Annotated in this window: 16 protein-coding genes and 1 tRNA gene; 8 read left to right on the forward strand and 9 right to left on the reverse strand. The window is 63.0% G+C overall.

What is annotated here, in order from left to right:
• Nucleotides 1-236 precede the first annotated feature (236 nt).
• A complete protein-coding gene (gene trmB / locus U5760_RS27905; RefSeq protein WP_322015552.1) occupies nt 237-1,007 on the forward strand; it encodes a tRNA (guanosine(46)-N7)-methyltransferase TrmB in 771 nt (256 codons plus the stop codon).
• A gap of 55 nt (nt 1,008-1,062) precedes the next feature.
• Here the strand turns inward: trmB and U5760_RS27910 are convergent, their stop codons facing one another.
• The 3 genes from U5760_RS27910 to U5760_RS27920 all read right to left on the reverse strand — a co-directional run bounded on the left by U5760_RS27910 (nt 1,063) and on the right by U5760_RS27920 (nt 2,932).
• Complete coding sequence (locus U5760_RS27910; RefSeq protein WP_322015534.1) at nt 1,063-1,911, reverse strand: undecaprenyl-diphosphate phosphatase; 849 nt, start codon at nt 1,909-1,911, stop codon at nt 1,063-1,065.
• Nucleotides 1,912-1,983: 72 nt separating this feature from the next.
• Nucleotides 1,984-2,571: a DUF1439 domain-containing protein gene (locus U5760_RS27915; protein ID WP_322015535.1), complete on the reverse strand. Its 588-nt coding sequence runs from the start codon at nt 2,569-2,571 to the stop codon at nt 1,984-1,986.
• 58 nt (nt 2,572-2,629) lie between these two features.
• On the reverse strand, nt 2,630-2,932 hold the full coding sequence (locus U5760_RS27920; RefSeq protein ID WP_415914190.1) for a YkgJ family cysteine cluster protein: 303 nt from the start codon (nt 2,930-2,932) through the stop codon (nt 2,630-2,632).
• 167 nt (nt 2,933-3,099) lie between these two features.
• On the opposite strand from U5760_RS27920, the gene hemN reads away from it, so the two are divergent.
• Entirely contained in the window at nt 3,100-4,485 is a 1,386-nt protein-coding gene (gene hemN / locus U5760_RS27925) for an oxygen-independent coproporphyrinogen III oxidase (protein WP_322015537.1), read from the forward strand.
• A 142-nt stretch (nt 4,486-4,627) separates the two neighbouring features.
• A tRNA-Leu gene (locus tag U5760_RS27930) sits at nt 4,628-4,712 on the forward strand.
• Nucleotides 4,713-4,970: 258 nt separating this feature from the next.
• Here the strand turns inward: U5760_RS27930 and U5760_RS27935 are convergent.
• From U5760_RS27935 to poxB, 5 genes are all read right to left on the reverse strand, one after another.
• Nucleotides 4,971-5,981 (reverse strand): SAM-dependent methyltransferase, encoded by a 1,011-nt coding sequence (locus U5760_RS27935; protein WP_322015538.1) that lies wholly within the window; start codon nt 5,979-5,981, stop codon nt 4,971-4,973.
• Between the two features lie 320 nt (nt 5,982-6,301).
• Nucleotides 6,302-7,456, reverse strand: coding sequence for an FkbM family methyltransferase (locus U5760_RS27940; protein WP_322015539.1), 1,155 nt, complete (start codon nt 7,454-7,456; stop codon nt 6,302-6,304).
• Between the two features lie 126 nt (nt 7,457-7,582).
• Complete coding sequence (locus U5760_RS27945; protein WP_322015540.1) at nt 7,583-8,851, reverse strand: alcohol dehydrogenase catalytic domain-containing protein; 1,269 nt, start codon at nt 8,849-8,851, stop codon at nt 7,583-7,585.
• A 27-nt stretch (nt 8,852-8,878) separates the two neighbouring features.
• Nucleotides 8,879-9,883 (reverse strand): class I SAM-dependent methyltransferase, encoded by a 1,005-nt coding sequence (locus U5760_RS27950; protein WP_322015541.1) that lies wholly within the window; start codon nt 9,881-9,883, stop codon nt 8,879-8,881.
• A gap of 459 nt (nt 9,884-10,342) precedes the next feature.
• Nucleotides 10,343-12,061 carry a ubiquinone-dependent pyruvate dehydrogenase gene (gene poxB / locus U5760_RS27955; protein ID WP_322015542.1) on the reverse strand — a complete coding sequence of 573 codons (1,719 nt, stop codon included), beginning with the start codon at nt 12,059-12,061 and terminating at the stop codon, nt 10,343-10,345.
• A 240-nt stretch (nt 12,062-12,301) separates the two neighbouring features.
• On the opposite strand from poxB, the gene U5760_RS27960 reads away from it, so the two are divergent.
• Nucleotides 12,302-13,006, forward strand: a complete 705-nt coding sequence (locus tag U5760_RS27960; protein WP_322015543.1) for a 16S rRNA pseudouridine(516) synthase — start codon at nt 12,302-12,304, stop codon at nt 13,004-13,006.
• A gap of 185 nt (nt 13,007-13,191) precedes the next feature.
• Nucleotides 13,192-13,380 (forward strand): hypothetical protein, encoded by a 189-nt coding sequence (locus U5760_RS27965; RefSeq protein ID WP_322015544.1) that lies wholly within the window; start codon nt 13,192-13,194, stop codon nt 13,378-13,380.
• Between the two features lie 34 nt (nt 13,381-13,414).
• On the opposite strand, the gene U5760_RS27970 is transcribed toward U5760_RS27965, so the two are convergent.
• On the reverse strand, nt 13,415-14,473 hold the full coding sequence (locus U5760_RS27970) for an NAD-dependent epimerase/dehydratase family protein (RefSeq protein WP_322015545.1): 1,059 nt from the start codon (nt 14,471-14,473) through the stop codon (nt 13,415-13,417).
• A gap of 77 nt (nt 14,474-14,550) precedes the next feature.
• On the opposite strand from U5760_RS27970, the gene U5760_RS27975 reads away from it, so the two are divergent.
• From U5760_RS27975 to U5760_RS27985, 3 genes are all read left to right on the forward strand, one after another.
• The gene (locus tag U5760_RS27975; protein WP_322015546.1) at nt 14,551-15,582 is read left to right on the forward strand and encodes a CDP-6-deoxy-delta-3,4-glucoseen reductase; all 1,032 of its coding nucleotides are present in this window, start codon (nt 14,551-14,553) and stop codon (nt 15,580-15,582) included.
• A gap of 329 nt (nt 15,583-15,911) precedes the next feature.
• Nucleotides 15,912-17,096, forward strand: a complete 1,185-nt coding sequence (locus U5760_RS27980) for an acetylornithine transaminase (protein WP_322015547.1) — start codon at nt 15,912-15,914, stop codon at nt 17,094-17,096.
• A gap of 30 nt (nt 17,097-17,126) precedes the next feature.
• Nucleotides 17,127-17,597 (forward strand): GNAT family acetyltransferase, encoded by a 471-nt coding sequence (locus U5760_RS27985; protein WP_322015549.1) that lies wholly within the window; start codon nt 17,127-17,129, stop codon nt 17,595-17,597.
• Nucleotides 17,598-17,766: the final 169 nt, after the last annotated feature.

The following is a 17,766-nucleotide window of genomic DNA, read 5'->3' on the forward strand; positions in this document are numbered from 1 at the left end:
CCGCGAGGCGGCGCTGCTATAATGCGCGTCGGTTCCCGCGCTGGTTGCAGCCGCGCAGCAGCCTGCAGCATCCGCAGGCGCTCCCTGCCCCGCGCGAAAGATCGGCCCGATCGGCCACCCAATCGCGATCCCGCATGACTTGCGCGATCCCCATTGGCGAAACTGGCAAAACCGGCGCGCCGGTACGCGCGAACGCCGCGCCCGGCGGCACTGCCTTCACCTGCCCATCCTCGAAGATGATTCACGATCCGAACGACGCAGTCCCGTCCGACTGCCCGCAGCCCGACGCCCCCGCGGAACAAACGCACGACACCACCGCCGAAGGCGAGGTCCTGCATCGACGCCGCATCCGCAGCTTTGTGACGCGCGCCGGCCGCGTCTCGACGGGGCAGCGCCGCGCGCTCGACGAATTCGGCCCGCGCTATGTCGTCCCGTACACGCCGCACGAGCCCGACTGGGACTCCGTGTACGGCCGCCGCGCGCCGCGCGTGCTGGAGATCGGCTTCGGCATGGGTGCGAGCACGGCGGAAATCGCCGCGGTGCGTCCCGGCGACGACTTTCTCGGCGTCGAGGTCCACGAGCCCGGCATTGGCGCGTTGCTCAAGCTGATCGGCGAGCAAAACCTCACGAACATCCGCATCATCCAGCACGATGCGGTGGAGGTGCTCGAGCAGATGATCGCGCCCGCGAGCCTCGACGGCGTCCATATCTTCTTCCCCGATCCCTGGCACAAGGCGCGCCACCACAAGCGCCGCCTGATCCAGCCGAAATTCGTCGAACTGCTGGTTTCGCGCATGAAGCCTGGTGGTTATCTCCACTGCGCGACGGACTGGCAGAATTACGCCGAACAGATGCTGGAAGTGTTGGGCGCGGAGCCCGCGCTGGAAAACACCGCGGCCGATTACGCGCCGCGTCCGGACTATCGCCCGGTGACCAAATTCGAGCGGCGCGGCCTGCGCCTCGGCCACGGCGTGTGGGATCTCGTGTTCCGCCGCCGCGAGCAGTAGGCTTGCGGAAGGTTGCACGAACAACAAGGGGCGCTTGAAGCGCCCCTTGTCATTTTCACTCGTCCCAACCGAGCCCGCCGCCGTAACCGAACAGCAGGATCACGAGACCGAACGCAATGCGGTACCAGGCGAACGCCGTGAAATCGTGCGAAGCGACGAAACGCAGCAGCCAGCGCACGCACACGAACGCGCTCAGAAACGCAGCGATAAAGCCCACGCCGAACAGGCTCAGCCAGTCCACCGAAAGCGCTTGCCAGTTCTTGTGCAGTTCATAGACGGTCGCGCCGAAAATCACCGGAATCGCGAGGAAGAACGAAAACTCGGTCGCCACGCGCCGCTCGAAACCGAACAGCATCGCGCCGATGATCGTCGAGCCGGAGCGCGACATGCCCGGAATCAGCGCGAAGCACTGCGCGCAGCCCACCTTGAACGCGTCGAGCGGCCGGATGTCGTCGATCGAGCGCACGCGTGCCGGCGTCTGTGCGGCAGGCGCGCTCTGGCGCCGTCGGCTCCCTTCCACCCAGAGGATCACGAGGCCGCCGGCCACGAGCGCAAAAGCCACGGGCACCGGCGCGAACAGCACCGACTTGATGGCCTTCTCGAACAGGAGGCCGAGAACGACCGCCGGCACCGTGGCCACGATCACGTTCAACGCAAAACGCCGCGCGTCGGGGCGCGTGGGCAGCCCGGCGATCACGCTGACGATCTTGCCGCGAAACTCCCAGCACACGGCGAGGATCGCGCCGAACTGGATCACGACATCGAAGGTCTTCTCGTAATCGCCGTCGAAATTGAGTGCACTCCCTGCGACGATCAGATGACCGGTGCTCGAAACCGGCAGGAACTCGGTCAGCCCTTCGACGATGCCCAGAATCAGCGCCTTGCAGAACAGTAGCCAGTCCATCCTTTCTCCTCGCGGGGGTTCGCGCCGCGCGGCGAGTCCGCGGGCGGCTGCACGCGGCGGCGTCCCGTCGGCTCACTTCTCGACGATCTGCACGCGTATGCCGTTTGTAAGGATGGTGATTGTACCGGGTTCGTAGTTGACTCCGGCGAACTGCAACTGCTCGGGCTTGAACGTATAGACCGGATAGTTGTCGAGCATCTGCGCCGCGGCGAGGGCGGCGACTGCCCCGACCTGCTGCCCGTAGGCGGCTGCCGCGCCCTGCATGTCCACGCTATCGACCGAGGGCGACTTGAGCACGACCGAACGGGCCGCGCTGTCCCAGGCGAGTTCGCTCGACAGCGTGAACACGCCGTCCACCGGCTGCTGGATCAGCGGGCTCTGAAGCTCGGCATTGAGCCGCACGGCCACGCGGTTGCGATCGGGTTGCAGCACGACGACGGGATTCGTCAGCGAAACCTGGAAGAGTTGCTGCACCGAGCGGTGGTACGGGAACTTGCGCTGAACCGCCGCCTGCACCTGGTCCTGCGAGAACGTGTAGTGATCGGGGATGAACGGGAAGGTCCCCGTCGCACACGCGCCCAGCGAGACAGCCGCGCCCGCCGCGGCACAGGCCGCGAAGAGAAAAGCCCGCCGGGAAACGCGCGTTGCGGTGTGAATCATGCGAAATCTCCTTGAATGGCCCGCGCGAGGGCGGCCGTTCGAAACGTGGATGCAGCGCTCAGACGCCGTGCGGCGGCCGGGTCGCGGCTTCGAGCCGGGTGAGCCAGACGATCGCCTCGTCGCGGGTGGTCCCGCACATCTCGGCCTGAGGCTGCAGCCCCGAGCAGCATGCGGGCCGCAGCGGCGAACCGAAGATCGCGCATTGCAGATCGTCGCCAAGCTGCACACAACGCACGCCCGCCGGCTTGCCCTCGGGCATGCCCGGAATCGGACTCGTAATGGACGGCGCGATACAGCACGCACCGCAGCCGGGGCGGCACGCGTGCCCGGGTGCGTCGAAGGGGGAACCGGCACTCACCATCTACTTCCTGAATCAGTCGATACATTGGCGCCGCGAAGCGACGGACCAGACGCATTGTGCCATCCCCGCGGCTGCGACCTTTTTACACAAACACCGGACACGGCACGCTCTTAAACTGAATCGAACCTGCGCGAGAAATTCCGTCGCCCCAACACCGAGAGTCCCGCATGAGCGATGCCGATCTCCTCTTCCGCCCCGACCTGATCGCGAAGTACGGCGCAAACGGCCCACGATACACGTCCTACCCCACCGCGCTGCAGTTCAGCGAGCAGTTCGACCCCGCCGACTACCGCCGCGCCGCCGCCGACCCCGGCGCCGAAGACACCGATCTCTCGCTCTATTTCCACATTCCGTTCTGCGACACGGTCTGCTTCTATTGCGGCTGCAACAAGGTTGCGACAAAAAACCGCGCCCGCGCGAAGCCGTATCTCAAGCAACTGATTCGCGAACTGGCGCTCCAGGCCGCGCTCTTCGACACGAAGCGCCCCGTCTCGCAGCTTCACTGGGGCGGTGGCACGCCCACCTTCCTCTCGCTCGAGGAAATGAGCGCGCTCATGGCCACCACGCGCGAGCACTTCACACTGCGCCCCGACACCGAAGGCGAGTACTCGATCGAAATCGATCCGCGCGAAGCCTCGGCGGCCACCATTGGGCATCTGCGAGGCCTCGGCTTCAATCGCCTGAGTCTTGGCGTGCAGGACTTCGATCCGCTCGTACAGCACGCGGTCAACCGTGTTCAGCCGCTCGACATGACGGTCGAGTGCATGAACGCAGCGCGCGCGAACGGCTTCGAGTCGATCAGCGTCGATTTGATCTATGGCCTGCCGCATCAAAACGTGGCGAGCTTTCGGCGCACGCTCGATACGATCCTGCTGCTCGCGCCCGAACGCCTTTCGGTGTTCGGCTACGCGCACATGCCGCATCTCTTCAAGATGCAACGGCACATCGACCCGGCGGCGCTTCCCTCGCCCGCCACGCGGCTCGCGCTGCTTCAGCTGGTAGTCGAACAGTTGACCGACGCGGGCTATGTGTATATCGGCATGGATCATTTCGCACTGCCCACCGACGAGCTCGCGATCGCGCAAAAGCAGCGCACGCTGCATCGCAATTTCCAGGGCTACAGCACGCGCGCCGAATGCGATCTGATCGGCTTCGGTGCGTCGTCCATCGGCAAGGTCGGCGACGTTTATGCACAGAATGCGAAGGATCTGCCGGGTTATGGCGCGGCGATCGAAGCGGGACGGCTCGCGACCGCGCGCGGGATCCGCCTGAACGCCGACGACCGGCTGCGCCGCGACATCATCACCGAACTGATGTGCAATCTCGAACTGCGCTTCGACGAATTCGAAGCCGCCTACTGTGTGCACTTCCCGAGCGCATTCGCGGACGAACTGGCGCGGCTGCGGGCATTCGAGGACGACGGACTCGTGGCGCGCAGCACGAACCGGCTTGAAGTGCTGCCGGCCGGGCGGATGTTCGTGCGCAATATCGCCATGGTGTTCGATCGCTATCTCGGCACGCAGCGCCTCGAGCGGTTCTCGCGGACGGTTTGAGGGCGTGCTTTTGGCCATCCCTGTATGAGGCCGTAAGCGGCGCCGGCTGACTGCAGTTGCCCGATGGCAGGAATTGCGCCATAATCTCCGGCTACCCGATGGGCGTCCGTCGTAAATGGCGACAGATTCAAAGTCGGGTTCTGCCTCGGTGGTGAAATTGGTAGACGCGCCGGACTCAAAATCCGGTTCCGAAAGGAGTGCCGGTTCGATTCCGGCCCGAGGCACCAAGTACTCTCCAAACGCTCACGACGTTTTACCAGCAAACCCCGCCAGATCTAGTCTCGCGGGGTTTTTTGTTGCAAATTATCCCCGAGCTCAGCCATCACAAACAACCGCCTCGGTGGGGGTTTTCCGGAGGTTATCTGGGGTTCCAGCAATCGTCGTCCAGGTGTGCCACAGCGCCAGCACAGCACAAGAAGCACCTTTTTCTGCGCCAGGTTGCCAAACGCAGCGAGCTAGCTTGGGGTTACCTGCAGTCATCGACATCAGGAGCCGAACGGGCGCTTCACAATCAAGCCGATCGACGTTGCCACGTATCCCTCGAGAGCAAGCTTCAGGTGGGGAATACCGTACGGCGGCGCATCAATGTGGTGGTCGATCGGCGCTGAGCCCGGATTGAAGTTGAATGACGCCACCTCGTACCCGAGTGATTCGAGTTCAGTAGCAAGAAGCTCCATATCCCGACGCCGGAAGATGACGCAACCCGGATCTTCGAGAGTTTGGTCATTCGACGATAGATTGAATTCGGTGGTATGCACCGCCACCCCGCCCGGTTTAAGGCAACGCACGGAGTTTTTGACGAAGTCCAGGCCATGGCGGATCGAGCCGAGATGCTCAAACGCGCACGCCGACCATACGAAATCGAACTGGCCGTCGAACTTCTCGGGGACTGCGTTCATATCCGCGAACTCGAACCCGACATTGCGCCGGAACGTGGGCCAGTCGCAGATACCGAAATCGTTCAGCCCGTCGAGCGTCGCCGCGTGCTCATTGCTTTCCACCCAGCCCTTGTCTGTGGCTTCCGCCGTCGCGAGATCGGTGGCCAGTACTTTAGCCCCATGCTTCGCCATGACCGCGGCGAGCGGCTCATTCCCGCAGCCGAACCCCAAGCCCGTCTTTTCCGGCTGAAGCATCCCGTGCTGGCTCAGGGCCTCGAGTATGTAGACGAACTCCCATTGTTTGCGCGCGAACCTCGCGGGCGTGCGCATTTCGCGGCACCAGCGCCCATATGCTCCCTCGCGGAACTGCGTTGCCGTGCACAGTTGCGACGTGATTCGGGAAAGCGATGGCGGATCGCCAGCCGCGCTCGCCACGAGAGGCGATTCTTCGTAGCGGCGTGCCCAGTCACGCTCCATGCGCCCGCGCCAGATTGCAAAATGGACCGTATCAAATATCCGGCCGACGACTGGAGCCTTCTTGGAGGCTCTCGCCACACCTTTCAAAGCATTAGCCAGAGATTGCATTTCTCGTTCTTTATTCGCCTGTTCGCGCTGCATGCTGCCCAGCTCTTCCTACCCGGAAGATTTCGTAACCGTGGATGGTAGCTCAGCGCTCCCCGGCCGGAAAAGATCGATGCATGTCTGGATAACCAACCTGCTCCAGCGATTACGCAAGGTACCCTGCGCCGTCGCACAACAAATGGGGCACGGCGCCATCAGAGCATGCCGAGTGCACCAGCAAGCCGGGTTTGGGGATTGTTTTGATGCGGCTGAGAGAAAGCAATGCTACAAACCGCTCCGAAGCATGATTGCCGGGGCCAGCTATGCAGTAAAGTTTGACCCGCCGGTAGCCGCGGGCACCCAGGTCCCAAGCCTCGTCAATGTATAACGCTCCGTAATTTGCGCAGCGGAGCGGTAACCTTCCAGCTCGTTGAATCCCGAAGGGCCGCGACCTCGCGCCTCAAGGCGGCAATCGATTCATTTGCCTGCTCCAGCTTCCTTTCAAGGGACTGGGTGCGTTCAAGGGCAACGTTCAATTCGTGTTGCGACGTTTGTGCCTTGACGGTGCCGAGCGCCTCAAGGCTCTTCCGTTGTTCGTCCAAGGCCGTATTCACCCAAACCTGTGTGCCATCGACAGTTGTGAGCGCCACCAGATTGTTGGCTTCCTTTCGCGCGAACTTGCAAGGCTTCTCACAGAAGATGCGCCACCCGTGCCCAAAAAGCATCTCGAACAGTTCGCCTTCGATCTGGCGACTGTGCGTGGCAATCAGCATCACACGAACTTTAGAGAGCAGAGCGTCGAGAGACGCACGCACCGCGCGCGCTTCAAAACCCTGTATGTCCATGTGCAGGAAATCGACCGACGGGAGATCGCGGATAACATGCTCGATCGTGTATGAGTCGACCGCTTCGCCACTTATTTCAAGGCCACGATAATCAACGGCCTCCCCGTTTTCTACCGGCGCAGCCCCCCAGTCGTGAACGCTTTGCGAGCCGAACGTTACGGTACCGTTAGTATCGGAAATGGCTCCGTGGACCAGTTTTGAGCGTACATCACCGAGCACGCCTGAACCGCTTTGATCAGGAACGGGTAAACCGTTATCTTCAAAATGGGTGCGAAGAAGAGCGAGGCGCGGCCGGTCTCCTTCTACGGCAATGACATTGATTTTCTTCACGCCCTTATGCTGCGCGGCTTTGGCGCTAAAGGCTAACCACGGCCCATACCCGGCGCCCAACTCTACGGCGGTAAAAGACGACGGGGCAGATGTGTCTACAGCATAGAGGGCCGCAACATACTCAACCGCCTCGGCATGTAGCCCATCGCTGGGGAAAGGGATTTCACCAACCGACTCGCCGAAGTGGGTGTCCTTTACTCCGAAGTACGACAGGCGTGTCCTGACACCCATAAAGTCAGTATAGAAGCCTGGAGTTGGACAAGCGGCGGGGTTCCGGTACTTCTCGAATATTGTCAGGTCTTGTGGATCAATTCCGGTATAGATCTGGTTATCGTTGAAGTCGGCTGTACTTGGCATCTTGTCTCGCTCCGTCGGAAAAATTTTGCAAGAATGCACGCGGTAATGTAATCGCCGATGCTGCCGCTGTCGAGCATACATTTAGCTTTCGCGATTACAGAAAACCCTTCAGCGTTGAATTCTTGACTACGGTTGAATCTGAACCTTCACCGCACCAGATTGCTTGTCGTCCGCGACCTGGAAAGCACGAGCTGCATCATCAATTGGAAACTGATGGGTGATCAGCCCGCGAAGCTGATCACCCTTGTGCGCCAGAAGGTCGATTGCAATTTCAAAATCGTGCCTGTTGTCCAGATAACCATAACAGTTGGAGAAGTGGAACGTGAGCTCCTTGATCAAGGGCGGATATAACTCGACACCCTTGAAGCCCGGATCGAACGCGCCGACGATGGCAACAGAACCCATCGGCCGTACAAATCGGCTGGCCTGGTCGAGCGTCGGTTGCGAACCACCGACCGCTTCGATGGCAAAGTCAACGCCGTGAGGTTTCGCCTGAAGTACGCGATTGATCGCTGCGCCGAGATCAACTGGCAATACATCGGTCGCGCCAATTGCCTTTGCAAGCTCACCCTGAAAAGCGTGTCTGGCAACCACGAATACTTGCGTCGCGCCTGCGTTGAGTGCCGCTGCTACAGCACCGAGGCCGATGGCGCCAGCCCCGATCACGACGCCTGTCATACCCGGCTTGACGCCAATTCGTCGCACGGCATGAACGCCCACGGCGAGCGGCTCAACTAGCGCACCGAGTGCATCGTCGACCGAATCCGGGAGGTCGAAGGTCGCCGAATCCTTAACGCGAACGTACTCAGCAAATCCACCAGACCGGAACGGAAGTGCCTTATGGGTGCAGTGAAATGGATTGCCACCGACGCAGAACTCGCAGACGCCGCACATCGCGTTCAGGAACGAGTCGGCAGTGACGCGCTGCCCCATGCGCGCCGGTGAGACACCTCCGCCGACTTCGACGATCTCACCGGCATACTCGTGACCATGCGGACGATCGTGCCGGCTTGCGTCCTTGCGATATGCATGCAAATCGGTGCCGCATATCCCCGCGGCGCCGACCTTGATCACGACGGTGCCGGGCAGCGGCTCAGGCCTGTTGATCGCAACGACTTCGATCTCGCGAATGCCTCGATGAATAGCCGCTCGCATCGGCGGACCACTGTCTGAATGCGTCGATATCCCCTGGGCCGAGGGCGCCAACGAAAGCGAAACTCCGGCATCAACCAGGCGAGGAAGCCGATTTTCCCGGAACTCGTCCGAACCCATGATTCCCTTGACGAGATCAAACGTGTTGTATGCGCTCGACATCCAGTGATCGATAGCGCCGGGCTCTGCGGGACGCCCGAGGAGCAGCAGATATGCCGACTCCACGTCCTGCTTTGTAATCATGGGACTTCCCTGCCTGTTCAGTTCAGTTCAGAGCGGCAACGATCGCAGGAACGCATACAGATCGAAGCCATCGACATATTCGTCAGCCGTGTAATTCGAGAACTCGACGTCACGCCGTCTGAGTGAACGAGGTGCGATATTGCGAAGCGCCGTTCGATAGATGTCAGCGTGCGATTCGTACGCACAAAGCAGCTTGTTTTCAATAAAGGCTACAGGGCGCAGCTTCGTTGTGCCGTCAAAGTAACGTACCGCGGCTGTGATGATGCCGGGCCAGTCAGGATTCAAAATGTCGTCGATCGAGACAATGCCGTACGGCGCGAGGGTCGTCTCCGCCAGACGGAGATCATTCAGAAAAACATCATGAGTATGACCTCCGTCGACCGAAAAGAATCGAACCCGCTGGCCGTCCGGCATAAGTTCGTCCGCAGTGACATTGAGTGAGGAGCGCTTGATTGTTAGCAGTTCAGCGTGCGGCGCATAGGTCGACATGACTTCTGCAAACACGTCTTGTGTTAGTGCACGAAGAGGAGCTTCGAATCCGGCTTCGCTGTATCCGCCAACGTCTTCGTTTTGATCCTGGTCTTCGAACAGGTCAACCGCGATGACCTTCTCGCCGGGTCGAATCGACGTCGCCAGGCCAGCGAGGTACTTGCCGTGGTAGACGCCGATCTCTGCGATATTTCCACGGTAATCGTTACGTGCCTGGAATTGCGCCAGAGCGGCTGAGATGTATGCACTGCTGGGCAACACCATACCCTCGATGGCCGGAAGATTTCTCAGCCAGTGCACCAGATCCGGTTCTGGGTAGACGCCAAACCTGGCCACGATTTCTTCGTCAGAAGGCCGGATCGATGACGTGGGCGTCGAACGGTTGTATAGGCCGACCTCGAACTCCTTGGAACCGAGAATCCCATTCACCAGTTCGTCAGGGTAGGCGCAACGTTCCAGCCAGTGGTCGATTGCCTCTTCGCTTTCGGGTGCTCGACGCAAAAGTAGCTGATAAGCCGCAACAACATCCTGCTTTGTAATCACGGGGGCTCCTGGTGGAATCGTTGATCGCGATGGCCTTGTAGCCTGGCGTATTAATTTGAAATGAATGTTTCCAGCTTGTAATTTCGATATAGGGCCGCCCCTTTTCGGCGCCGCTCAGCCCCAGCAACCTACCGCCGTTGATAGAAAATTGTAAGGGTACTCGCCCTCATAGATCCCGGAAGGATTCCCTGGGGATGTTGAAGTTACCGACGTTGCGTGACGGCATGGTGATGCCGTTGTCCTGCAGGGTGACGTCTCTGCAAGCGATTGAGAGCCCACGCACATGTCGGCAACATGACAGTCATGTTGACTGTCCAGGTTGGGCGCAAGACGACAAAAACCCTTCGAGCCCGAAGTGCCAGTTGCCGGCGATAGTCCATTCCGGCCCGAACACCGGATCCAAAAACCAGGCCCCGCATCCGCGGACCCTGGTCGCATACAGTCCGTTCAGCACACCCCCTAACGCAGATTAGTCTGCGCCAGCTCGATCACCTCATCCCCGCGCCCGCTCAACACCGCGCGCAACATATAAAGACTGAAACCCTTCGCCTGCGCCCACTGCAGCTTCGGCGGCATCGCCAGTTCGTGCTTCGTCGTCACCACGTCGACGAGCGCCGGCCCCGGGTGCGCAAACGCCTCGCGCAAGGCATCGTCGAGCGCCTCCGAAGTCTCCACCCGCACGCTGAAGATGCCGGCCCCTTTCGCGATGTCCGCGAAATTGGTCGCGATGAGGTCGGTGCCCGATTCGACATAACCGCCCGCTTTCATCTCCATCGCGACGAAGCCCAGCGTGCCATTGTTCAGGACAACGATCTTGATGGGCAGATCGAGCTGCCGCGTCGTGAGAATATCGCCGAGCAGCATCGAAAGGCCACCGTCGCCCGAAAGCGAAATCACCTGCCGCCCCGCATGCGCGGCTTGCGCACCGAGCGCCTGCGGCATCGCGTTCGCCATCGAGCCATGATTGAACGAGCCATGCAGCCGGCGCTTGCCGTTCATCGTGAGATAGCGTGCTGCCCAGAGCGTAGGAGTGCCGACATCGACGGCGAAGATCGCATCCTCGGCCGCGAGCGCATCGACGCGTGCCGTCACATACTGCGGATGCAGCGGCTTGCCCGCCGCAGCCGGGCGCGCGAGATCGTCGAGGTCTTTGCGTGCGTCCTTGTAGTGCTCTTTCGCGCGTTCGAGGAAGCGGCGGTCGGTCTTGCGCGTGAGCTTGGGCGTGAGCTCGCGCAGCGTCTCGCGCACGTCGCCCACGAGCCCGAGCGCGAGCGGCGCGCGCTTGCCGAGCGCCGCCGGATTGCGGTCGATCTGCACGATGTTGCCGTGCTGCGGATAGAAGTTGCGATACGGGAAGTCGGTGCCGAGCATCACGAGCGTGTCGCACGACATCATCGCGTGATAGCCCGAACTGAAGCCGATCAAGCCGGTCATGCCCACGTCGTTGGGGTTCTCCCACTCCACGTACTGCTTGCCGCGCAGCGCGTGCACGGTCGGTGCGCCAAGCGCGTCCGCAAACGCCACGACCTCGTCGTGCGCGCCCTTGCAGCCGCTGCCGCACAGCAGCGTGACGGCTTCGGAGCGATTGAGCAGATCGGCGAGCCGGTCGAGGTCGGCCGAAGACGGCGTCGTCACCGGTCGCGACGACTGAGCCCACGCCGGTTCTTCGGCAGTCGCTTCGAGCAGCGCGACGTCGCCCGGCAGGACGATGACCGCCACGCCCTTTTCGTCGATGGCAGTGCGCAGCGCCGTCGCGAGCACGCGCGGAAACTGCGAGGCATTCGTCACCAGTTCGACGTAATGGCTGCACTCCTTGAAGACCTCTTGCGGATGCGTTTCCTGAAAGTAGCCAAGGCCGATTTCCGTCGAGGGAATATGCGCAGCAATCGCCAGCACGGGCACCTGGTTGCGATGGCAGTCGTAGAGACCGTTGATCAGATGGAGGTTGCCGGGCCCGCAGCTTCCCGCGCACACCGCCAGCCGGCCCGTGGCCGCGGCCTCGGCGCCGGCCGCGAAGGCGGCCACCTCTTCATGCCGCGTGTGCATCCAGCGGATCGTGCCAAGACGCTGCAGACTCGCGGTCAGGCCGTTCAGGCTGTCGCCGGTTACGCCCCAGATACGTTCGACGCCTACCGCTTCGAGCGTCTTCGCGAGAAAATCCGCGATCGTGTTCGCCATGCTGTCCTCCTCGTGGGCTCATGCGCGACGCACGGGCGCCACGCCGGAAAAAGGATGGATCTCGTGCGATGCATGCCATGCACCCATCGCCACGATCCGCAATGCATCGCGCTACGTTACGCCATCTGCGTGAAATGCGTCGCGAAGCCTGCAGTCCCCGTTCCGCCCTTTCGCCACTGCACCGCCGCAGTGCTGCGCGCCGGTTAGAATGCAGCGGTTTGACGCCGTCCGCCGGTCTCCATGAATCTCGAAAGCATTCTCTTCAGCCAGGGCTTCGGCTCGCGCCGCCAGTGCCGGGCGCTCGTCGCCGACGCGCGCGTTGCCGTTGACGGCATCGTCTGCACCGATCCGCTCGCGCCGTTCGACCCCGTGGGGCTCACCTTCAGCGTGGACGGCGAGGCATGGCCGTACCACGAGCGCGCCTATCTCGCGTTGAACAAACCCGCCGGCTACGAATGCTCGCGCGATCCGCAGCATCACCTGAGCGTCTTTCATCTGCTGCCTGCGCAGTTTGCGGCCCGCGGCGTGCAGTGCGTCGGCCGGCTCGATCAGGATACGACCGGCCTGCTGCTGCTGTCCGACGATGGCCAGTTCGTGCATGCCTTCACCTCGCCCAAACGCAAGGTGCCCAAGCTCTACGTGGCGACCACCCGCCACCCGCTCGACGACGCGCAGCTAACGGCATTGCGCACCGGCGTGCTGCTGCACGGCGAGCGCGAACCGGTCGCAGCCGTCGATGCCCGCGCGCGCAGCGAGCACGAGCTCGAACTGTCGGTGCTGGAAGGCAAGTACCACCAGGTCAAGCGCATGATCGCGGCAGCCGGCAATCGTTGCGAAGCGCTGCACCGCGAGCGCATCGGCGGCTTGACGCTGCCCGCGGATCTGGCGCCGGGTGCCTGGCGCTGGCTCGGCGCGTCCGAACTCGAGGCACTGCGCCAGGGTTGACGAGCACCCGGCCAGCCGCCGCGAATGCACGCTCCGCGGCTATGTGCGCTAACGCACCTTCGCATCCCAAAACACCTCGCGCCACGCCGCGGCGCAACATGTTCTTCCTGACGTTTCGCCCTATACTCGTTTAAACAACGATTACAAACACAACGATTACAAGCGATGCATTGAAGGGGGCGGATATGTTCATCAACGGAACATTCGAAATCTCAACGGTGTTGATGGCGTTCGTAGGATTGGGTGTGCTCCTGATCGGCGGGCTGCTGGTCTGGATGCACGTGCGCCACCGTTATCACCCGAACCTGATCGGCGTGCTGATCGGCGCCCTGTTCTGCTTCCTTCTGCTCGAGGCGCTGCCGGCCATCACGTGAACGGCACGCTTGCGCCATGCCGCCGCGTCCTCTCTCACGGGTGCGGCGGCATCGTGCGCAAAAAGTCGTCGACGCTCGGGTAGCGCAACTTCACGCCCAGTTCCCGCTTGAGGCGCCGATTCGAAAGCCGGCGCGATTCGCGCATGAACGAAAGCAGCGTGGGCTCGAGGCTGCGCTCGGCCTCGTCGCGGCTCACGCGCGGCGCGCGGGCCACGCCGAAGGCGTCCGCCACGCGGTCGAAATACTCCCCCATTTTCAGCTCGCTGTCGTCCGAGGCGTGGATCACGCGCGCGGGGCGCCCGCGCGTCACGAGGCGCACCATGATCGCCGCCAGATCGTCGGCATGGATGTGGCTCGTGTACACGTCGTCGCGCTCGATCAGCGCCGGCGTGCCTTTCGCCAGACGCGCGAGCGGCAGGCGGTTGGCGGCATAGATGCCGGGAATGCGCGCAATCGACGCCGAGAGCGCGCCACGCGCGGTCGCGCGGCGCAGCAGCCGCTCGGCGCTCACGCGGCGCTTGGCCCGCGCGTTGGCCGGCCGCACGGGCCGGGTTTCGTCGATCAGCGCGCCTTCGCAGTCGCCATAGACACCCGTCGTGCTGGCGTAGACCAGCTTCACGCCGGCGTGGGTATGGACGGCCCCGGCAGTGCGCTCGGGTACAATAGAGGATGTTCTGCGCGGGCCCGGCAGATGCGGTGTCCGTGCCGCAGGTCCTTGCTGCAAAAGGCTTTTTCTGGCTTGCCAGGTCGTCCGCGAGCCGGGGCCCGCGGGCCTTGCCGGCGAACGGCGGCGCGCGCTCAGCGCGGCCACCAGACGGCGGGTGCGCATGTCTTCGTCGCCGTCCTTTTCGGGCGGTGCGAGATGGAGCACGGTGCGGGCAAGCCCGGCAAGACGCGCAAGACTCGCGCGCGTGTCGAGATCGCCGAGGAGCGGTATCGTGCCGGCCTCGCGCAGCGCCGCCGTGCGGGCCGGCTGGCTCGTCAGCGCGAACACGCGCGCACGGGAACGCAACAGCGCGACGCAGCGCAGGCCGACATCGCCGCAACCGACGATCAGGATGCGCGCACGGCGCAAGGTTCGTGTAGTAATCATGGTGGACCCATTTTAAGCCGTCGCTCCAGGATCGACCTCGGTTCCGACGGATTACAGGACTTACGCTTCACTCGAATATGGCTTTCAACGTAACGCTCAAGCAAAGCGGCCGGCAGTTCCAGGTCGAGCAGGACGAACCCATCCTCAACGCAGCCCTGCGCCAGGGCGTCGGCCTCCCGTACGGCTGCAAGAACGGCGCCTGTGGCTCGTGCAAAGGCACGATCTGCAGCGGCGAAATCGAGCAGCGCGCCCACGCGGCCTCCGCGCTGTCGAACGACGAACGCACGCGCGGCATGGCCCTCCTGTGCTGCGCGACGGCCCAGACGGACCTCGAAATCGACATCCGCGAAGTGGCGGGCGTCGGCGACATGCAGGTGCGCAAGCTGCCCACGCGCATTGCCGCCATCGAGCGCCGCGCCGACGACGTGATCGTCCTGAAGCTGCAACTGCCCGCGAACGAGCGTCTGCAGTACCTCGCCGGCCAGTACCTCGAATTCGTCCTGAAGGACGGCACGCGCCGCTGCTACTCGATGGCGACGGCCCCGCACGAAGAGGGGCCGCTCGAACTGCACATCCGCCACATGCCGGGCGGCAAGTTCACCGACCACGTCTTCACGCAGATGAAAGAGCGCGACATCCTGCGCTTCGAGGCGCCGCTCGGCACCTTCTTCCTGCGCGAGGATTCCGCCAGGCCCATCGTCCTGCTCGCTTCGGGCACCGGTTTCGCGCCGATCAAGGCCATCGTCGAGCATGCGGCTCACAAGAACCTGAACCGGCCGATGACGCTCTACTGGGGCGCGCGCCAGAAGAAAGACCTTTATCTGATGGAGCTCGCCGAACAATGGGCGAAGGACATTCCGGACTTCCGCTTCGTGCCGGTGCTCTCCGAGCCCGCCGCCGGCGATAACTGGACCGGCCGCACGGGCTTCGTGCACCGCGCCGTGATCGAGGACCTGCCCGACCTGTCCGGCTACCAGGTGTACGCGTGCGGCGCCCCGGTGATGGTGGAGTCGGCCCAGCGCGACTTCTCGCAGCACCACGGCCTGCCCGAAGACGAGTTCTACGCGGACTCCTTCACGAGCGCCGCGGACCTCGCGAACGCGGTCTGAAGCATGCTTCAGGCGCGCTGCCCACCCCAGCGCGCCTGAAATGCGCGGCGGCCGTCACGAAAAATTCTTCCGTCGCGCAACATTGACGGTTTACACCGCGGTTCGGCTTGTCGTATTCTTGCGCCCATGAACCGCATCCTGTCCACTCTCCGACGTCGCCGCTCGCCCCCGTTTTAGGGCCAGGCCTCGTCGCGGACGCGCGTGACACTCACGCGCAGCAGTTCGAATCACGAAAGCCACGGCCCGCCGTGGCTTTTTGTTTTTCCGGCCGCCACCGTTGCGGCTTCCCTGCCAACCTGTTTGTCATCCTGAGCGCGGAGCCCGTTGCCATGAATTTTTCCGAGTACCCGATCGAGTCGCTGATGTACATCACCAACCGGCCCGAAATCGTTTTCACGCATGGCAAGGGGTCGTGGCTCTACGACAACGAAGGCAAGCGCTATCTCGACTTCATCCAGGGCTGGGCCGTCAACAGCCTCGGCCACTGCAACGAAGGCATGATCGAGGCGCTCGAGAAGCAGTCGCGCCTGCTCATCAACCCTTCGCCCGCTTTCTACAACGAGCCGATGGCGAAGCTTGCCGGCCTCCTCACGGAACATAGCTGCTTCGACAAGGTGTTCTTCGCCAACAGCGGCGCGGAAGCCAACGAAGGCGCGATCAAGCTCGCGCGCAAGTGGGGCAGGAAACATCGCGACGGCGCCTACGAAATCATCACGTTCGACCACAGCTTCCACGGCCGCACCATCGCGACGATGTCCGCCAGCGGCAAGCCCGGCTGGGACACGATCTACGCGCCGCAGGTGCCGGGTTTCCCGAAGGCCGATCTGAACGACATCGCGTCGGTCGAAAAGCTCATCAGCAAGAAGACCGTTGCCGTGATGCTCGAACCCATCCAGGGCGAAGGCGGCGTGATCCCCGCCACGCGCGAGTTCATGCAGCAACTGCGCGCGCTCACGCAGAAGCACGGCATTCTCCTGATCGTCGATGAAGTGCAAAGCGGCTGCGGCCGCGCGGGCACGCTCTTCGCCTACGAGCTCTCGGACATCGAGCCGGACGTCATGACGCTCGGCAAGGGTATCGGCGGCGGCGTGCCGCTCGCGGCGCTCCTCGCGAAGCAGGACGTCTGCGTGTTCGAAGCGGGCGACCAGGGTGGCACCTACAACGGCAATCCGCTGATGACCGCCGTGGGCTATTCGGTGATCTCGCAACTGGTGGCGCCGGGCTTCCTCGAAGGCGTGCGCGCGCGCGCCGACTACCTGCGCGACAAGCTGCTCGAACTCTCGGCCGAGCGCGGCTTCGAAGGCGAGCGCGGCGAAGGCCTGCTGCGTGCGCTCCTGCTCGGCAAGGACATCGGCCCGCAGATCGTCGAGAAGGCGCGCCTCATGCAGCCGGACGGCCTGCTGCTCAACGCCGCGCGCCCGAACCTGCTGCGCTTCATGCCCGCGCTGAACGTGACGAACGAAGAGATCGACCAGATGCTGTCGATGCTGCGCACGATCCTCGATTCGCTGTAAGCGCCGCAACCTGACGGAGTGCCACGCACGATGTCCGTTTCGATTCGCCCCTTCGCACCGGCCGATACCGATGCCGTGATCGCGCTGTGGCAGCAGGCGTTTCCCGAGTACCGGGACACGACTCGCCCGCACCGCAATCCGCATCTGTCGATCGCGAACAAACTCGGTACGCAGCCCGAACTGTTTTTCGTCGCCACGCGCGACGACGACGGCGCGGTCGTCGGCACCGTGATGACGGGCTACGACGGGCATCGCGGCTGGCTCTATTCGCTCGCCGTCGATCCGGCCGCGCGCCGGCTCGGCATCGGCACGCAGCTCGTGCGTCATGCGGAAGCTGCGCTCGCCGCGCGCGGCTGCCCGAAGCTCAATCTGCAGGTGCTCAGCAGCAAGCCCGAGGTGCTCGCGTTCTACGAGTCGCTCGGCTATCGCGCCGACGCCGTGGTGAGCCTCGGCAAGCGCCTGGAAGCGTCGGCACCGGTGACGGAAGCCGCCGTGGAGTAAGCAGCCGAAGCCCGCGTGGCGCTCGCGCGAACGCCATGAAAAAAGCCGCATGGGCGTCAAACCCATGCGGCTTTTGTTTGTGCTGCCGACAACCCTGAAGCAGCGGCATACGACTTACTCGCCGAGATACGCCGCGCGCACCTTCGGATCGTCGAGCATCTGCTTCGCA

It is taken from the genome of Paraburkholderia sp. J12, assembly GCF_905220215.1.
Classification (GTDB): domain Bacteria; phylum Pseudomonadota; class Gammaproteobacteria; order Burkholderiales; family Burkholderiaceae; genus Paraburkholderia.

Excerpts from the sequence above, each read along its gene's own strand:
- poxB (WP_322015542.1), bottom strand. The coding sequence starts at position 12,061 with ATGGCGAACACGATCGCGGATTTTCTCGCGAAGACGCTCGAAGCGGTA.
- U5760_RS27945 (WP_322015540.1), bottom strand. The coding sequence starts at position 8,851 with ATGATTACAAAGCAGGACGTGGAGTCGGCATATCTGCTGCTCCTCGGG.
- U5760_RS27920 (WP_415914190.1), bottom strand. The coding sequence starts at position 2,932 with ATGGTGAGTGCCGGTTCCCCCTTCGACGCACCCGGGCACGCGTGCCGC.
- U5760_RS27970 (WP_322015545.1), bottom strand. The coding sequence starts at position 14,473 with ATGATTACTACACGAACCTTGCGCCGTGCGCGCATCCTGATCGTCGGT.
- trmB (WP_322015552.1), top strand. The coding sequence starts at position 237 with ATGATTCACGATCCGAACGACGCAGTCCCGTCCGACTGCCCGCAGCCC.
- U5760_RS27935 (WP_322015538.1), bottom strand. The coding sequence starts at position 5,981 with ATGCAGCGCGAACAGGCGAATAAAGAACGAGAAATGCAATCTCTGGCT.
- U5760_RS27910 (WP_322015534.1), bottom strand. The coding sequence starts at position 1,911 with ATGGACTGGCTACTGTTCTGCAAGGCGCTGATTCTGGGCATCGTCGAA.
- U5760_RS27965 (WP_322015544.1), top strand. The coding sequence starts at position 13,192 with ATGTTCATCAACGGAACATTCGAAATCTCAACGGTGTTGATGGCGTTC.
- hemN (WP_322015537.1), top strand. The coding sequence starts at position 3,100 with ATGAGCGATGCCGATCTCCTCTTCCGCCCCGACCTGATCGCGAAGTAC.
- U5760_RS27940 (WP_322015539.1), bottom strand. The coding sequence starts at position 7,456 with ATGCCAAGTACAGCCGACTTCAACGATAACCAGATCTATACCGGAATT.
- U5760_RS27960 (WP_322015543.1), top strand. The coding sequence starts at position 12,302 with ATGAATCTCGAAAGCATTCTCTTCAGCCAGGGCTTCGGCTCGCGCCGC.
- U5760_RS27975 (WP_322015546.1), top strand. The coding sequence starts at position 14,551 with ATGGCTTTCAACGTAACGCTCAAGCAAAGCGGCCGGCAGTTCCAGGTC.
- U5760_RS27915 (WP_322015535.1), bottom strand. The coding sequence starts at position 2,571 with ATGATTCACACCGCAACGCGCGTTTCCCGGCGGGCTTTTCTCTTCGCG.
- U5760_RS27980 (WP_322015547.1), top strand. The coding sequence starts at position 15,912 with ATGAATTTTTCCGAGTACCCGATCGAGTCGCTGATGTACATCACCAAC.
- U5760_RS27985 (WP_322015549.1), top strand. The coding sequence starts at position 17,127 with ATGTCCGTTTCGATTCGCCCCTTCGCACCGGCCGATACCGATGCCGTG.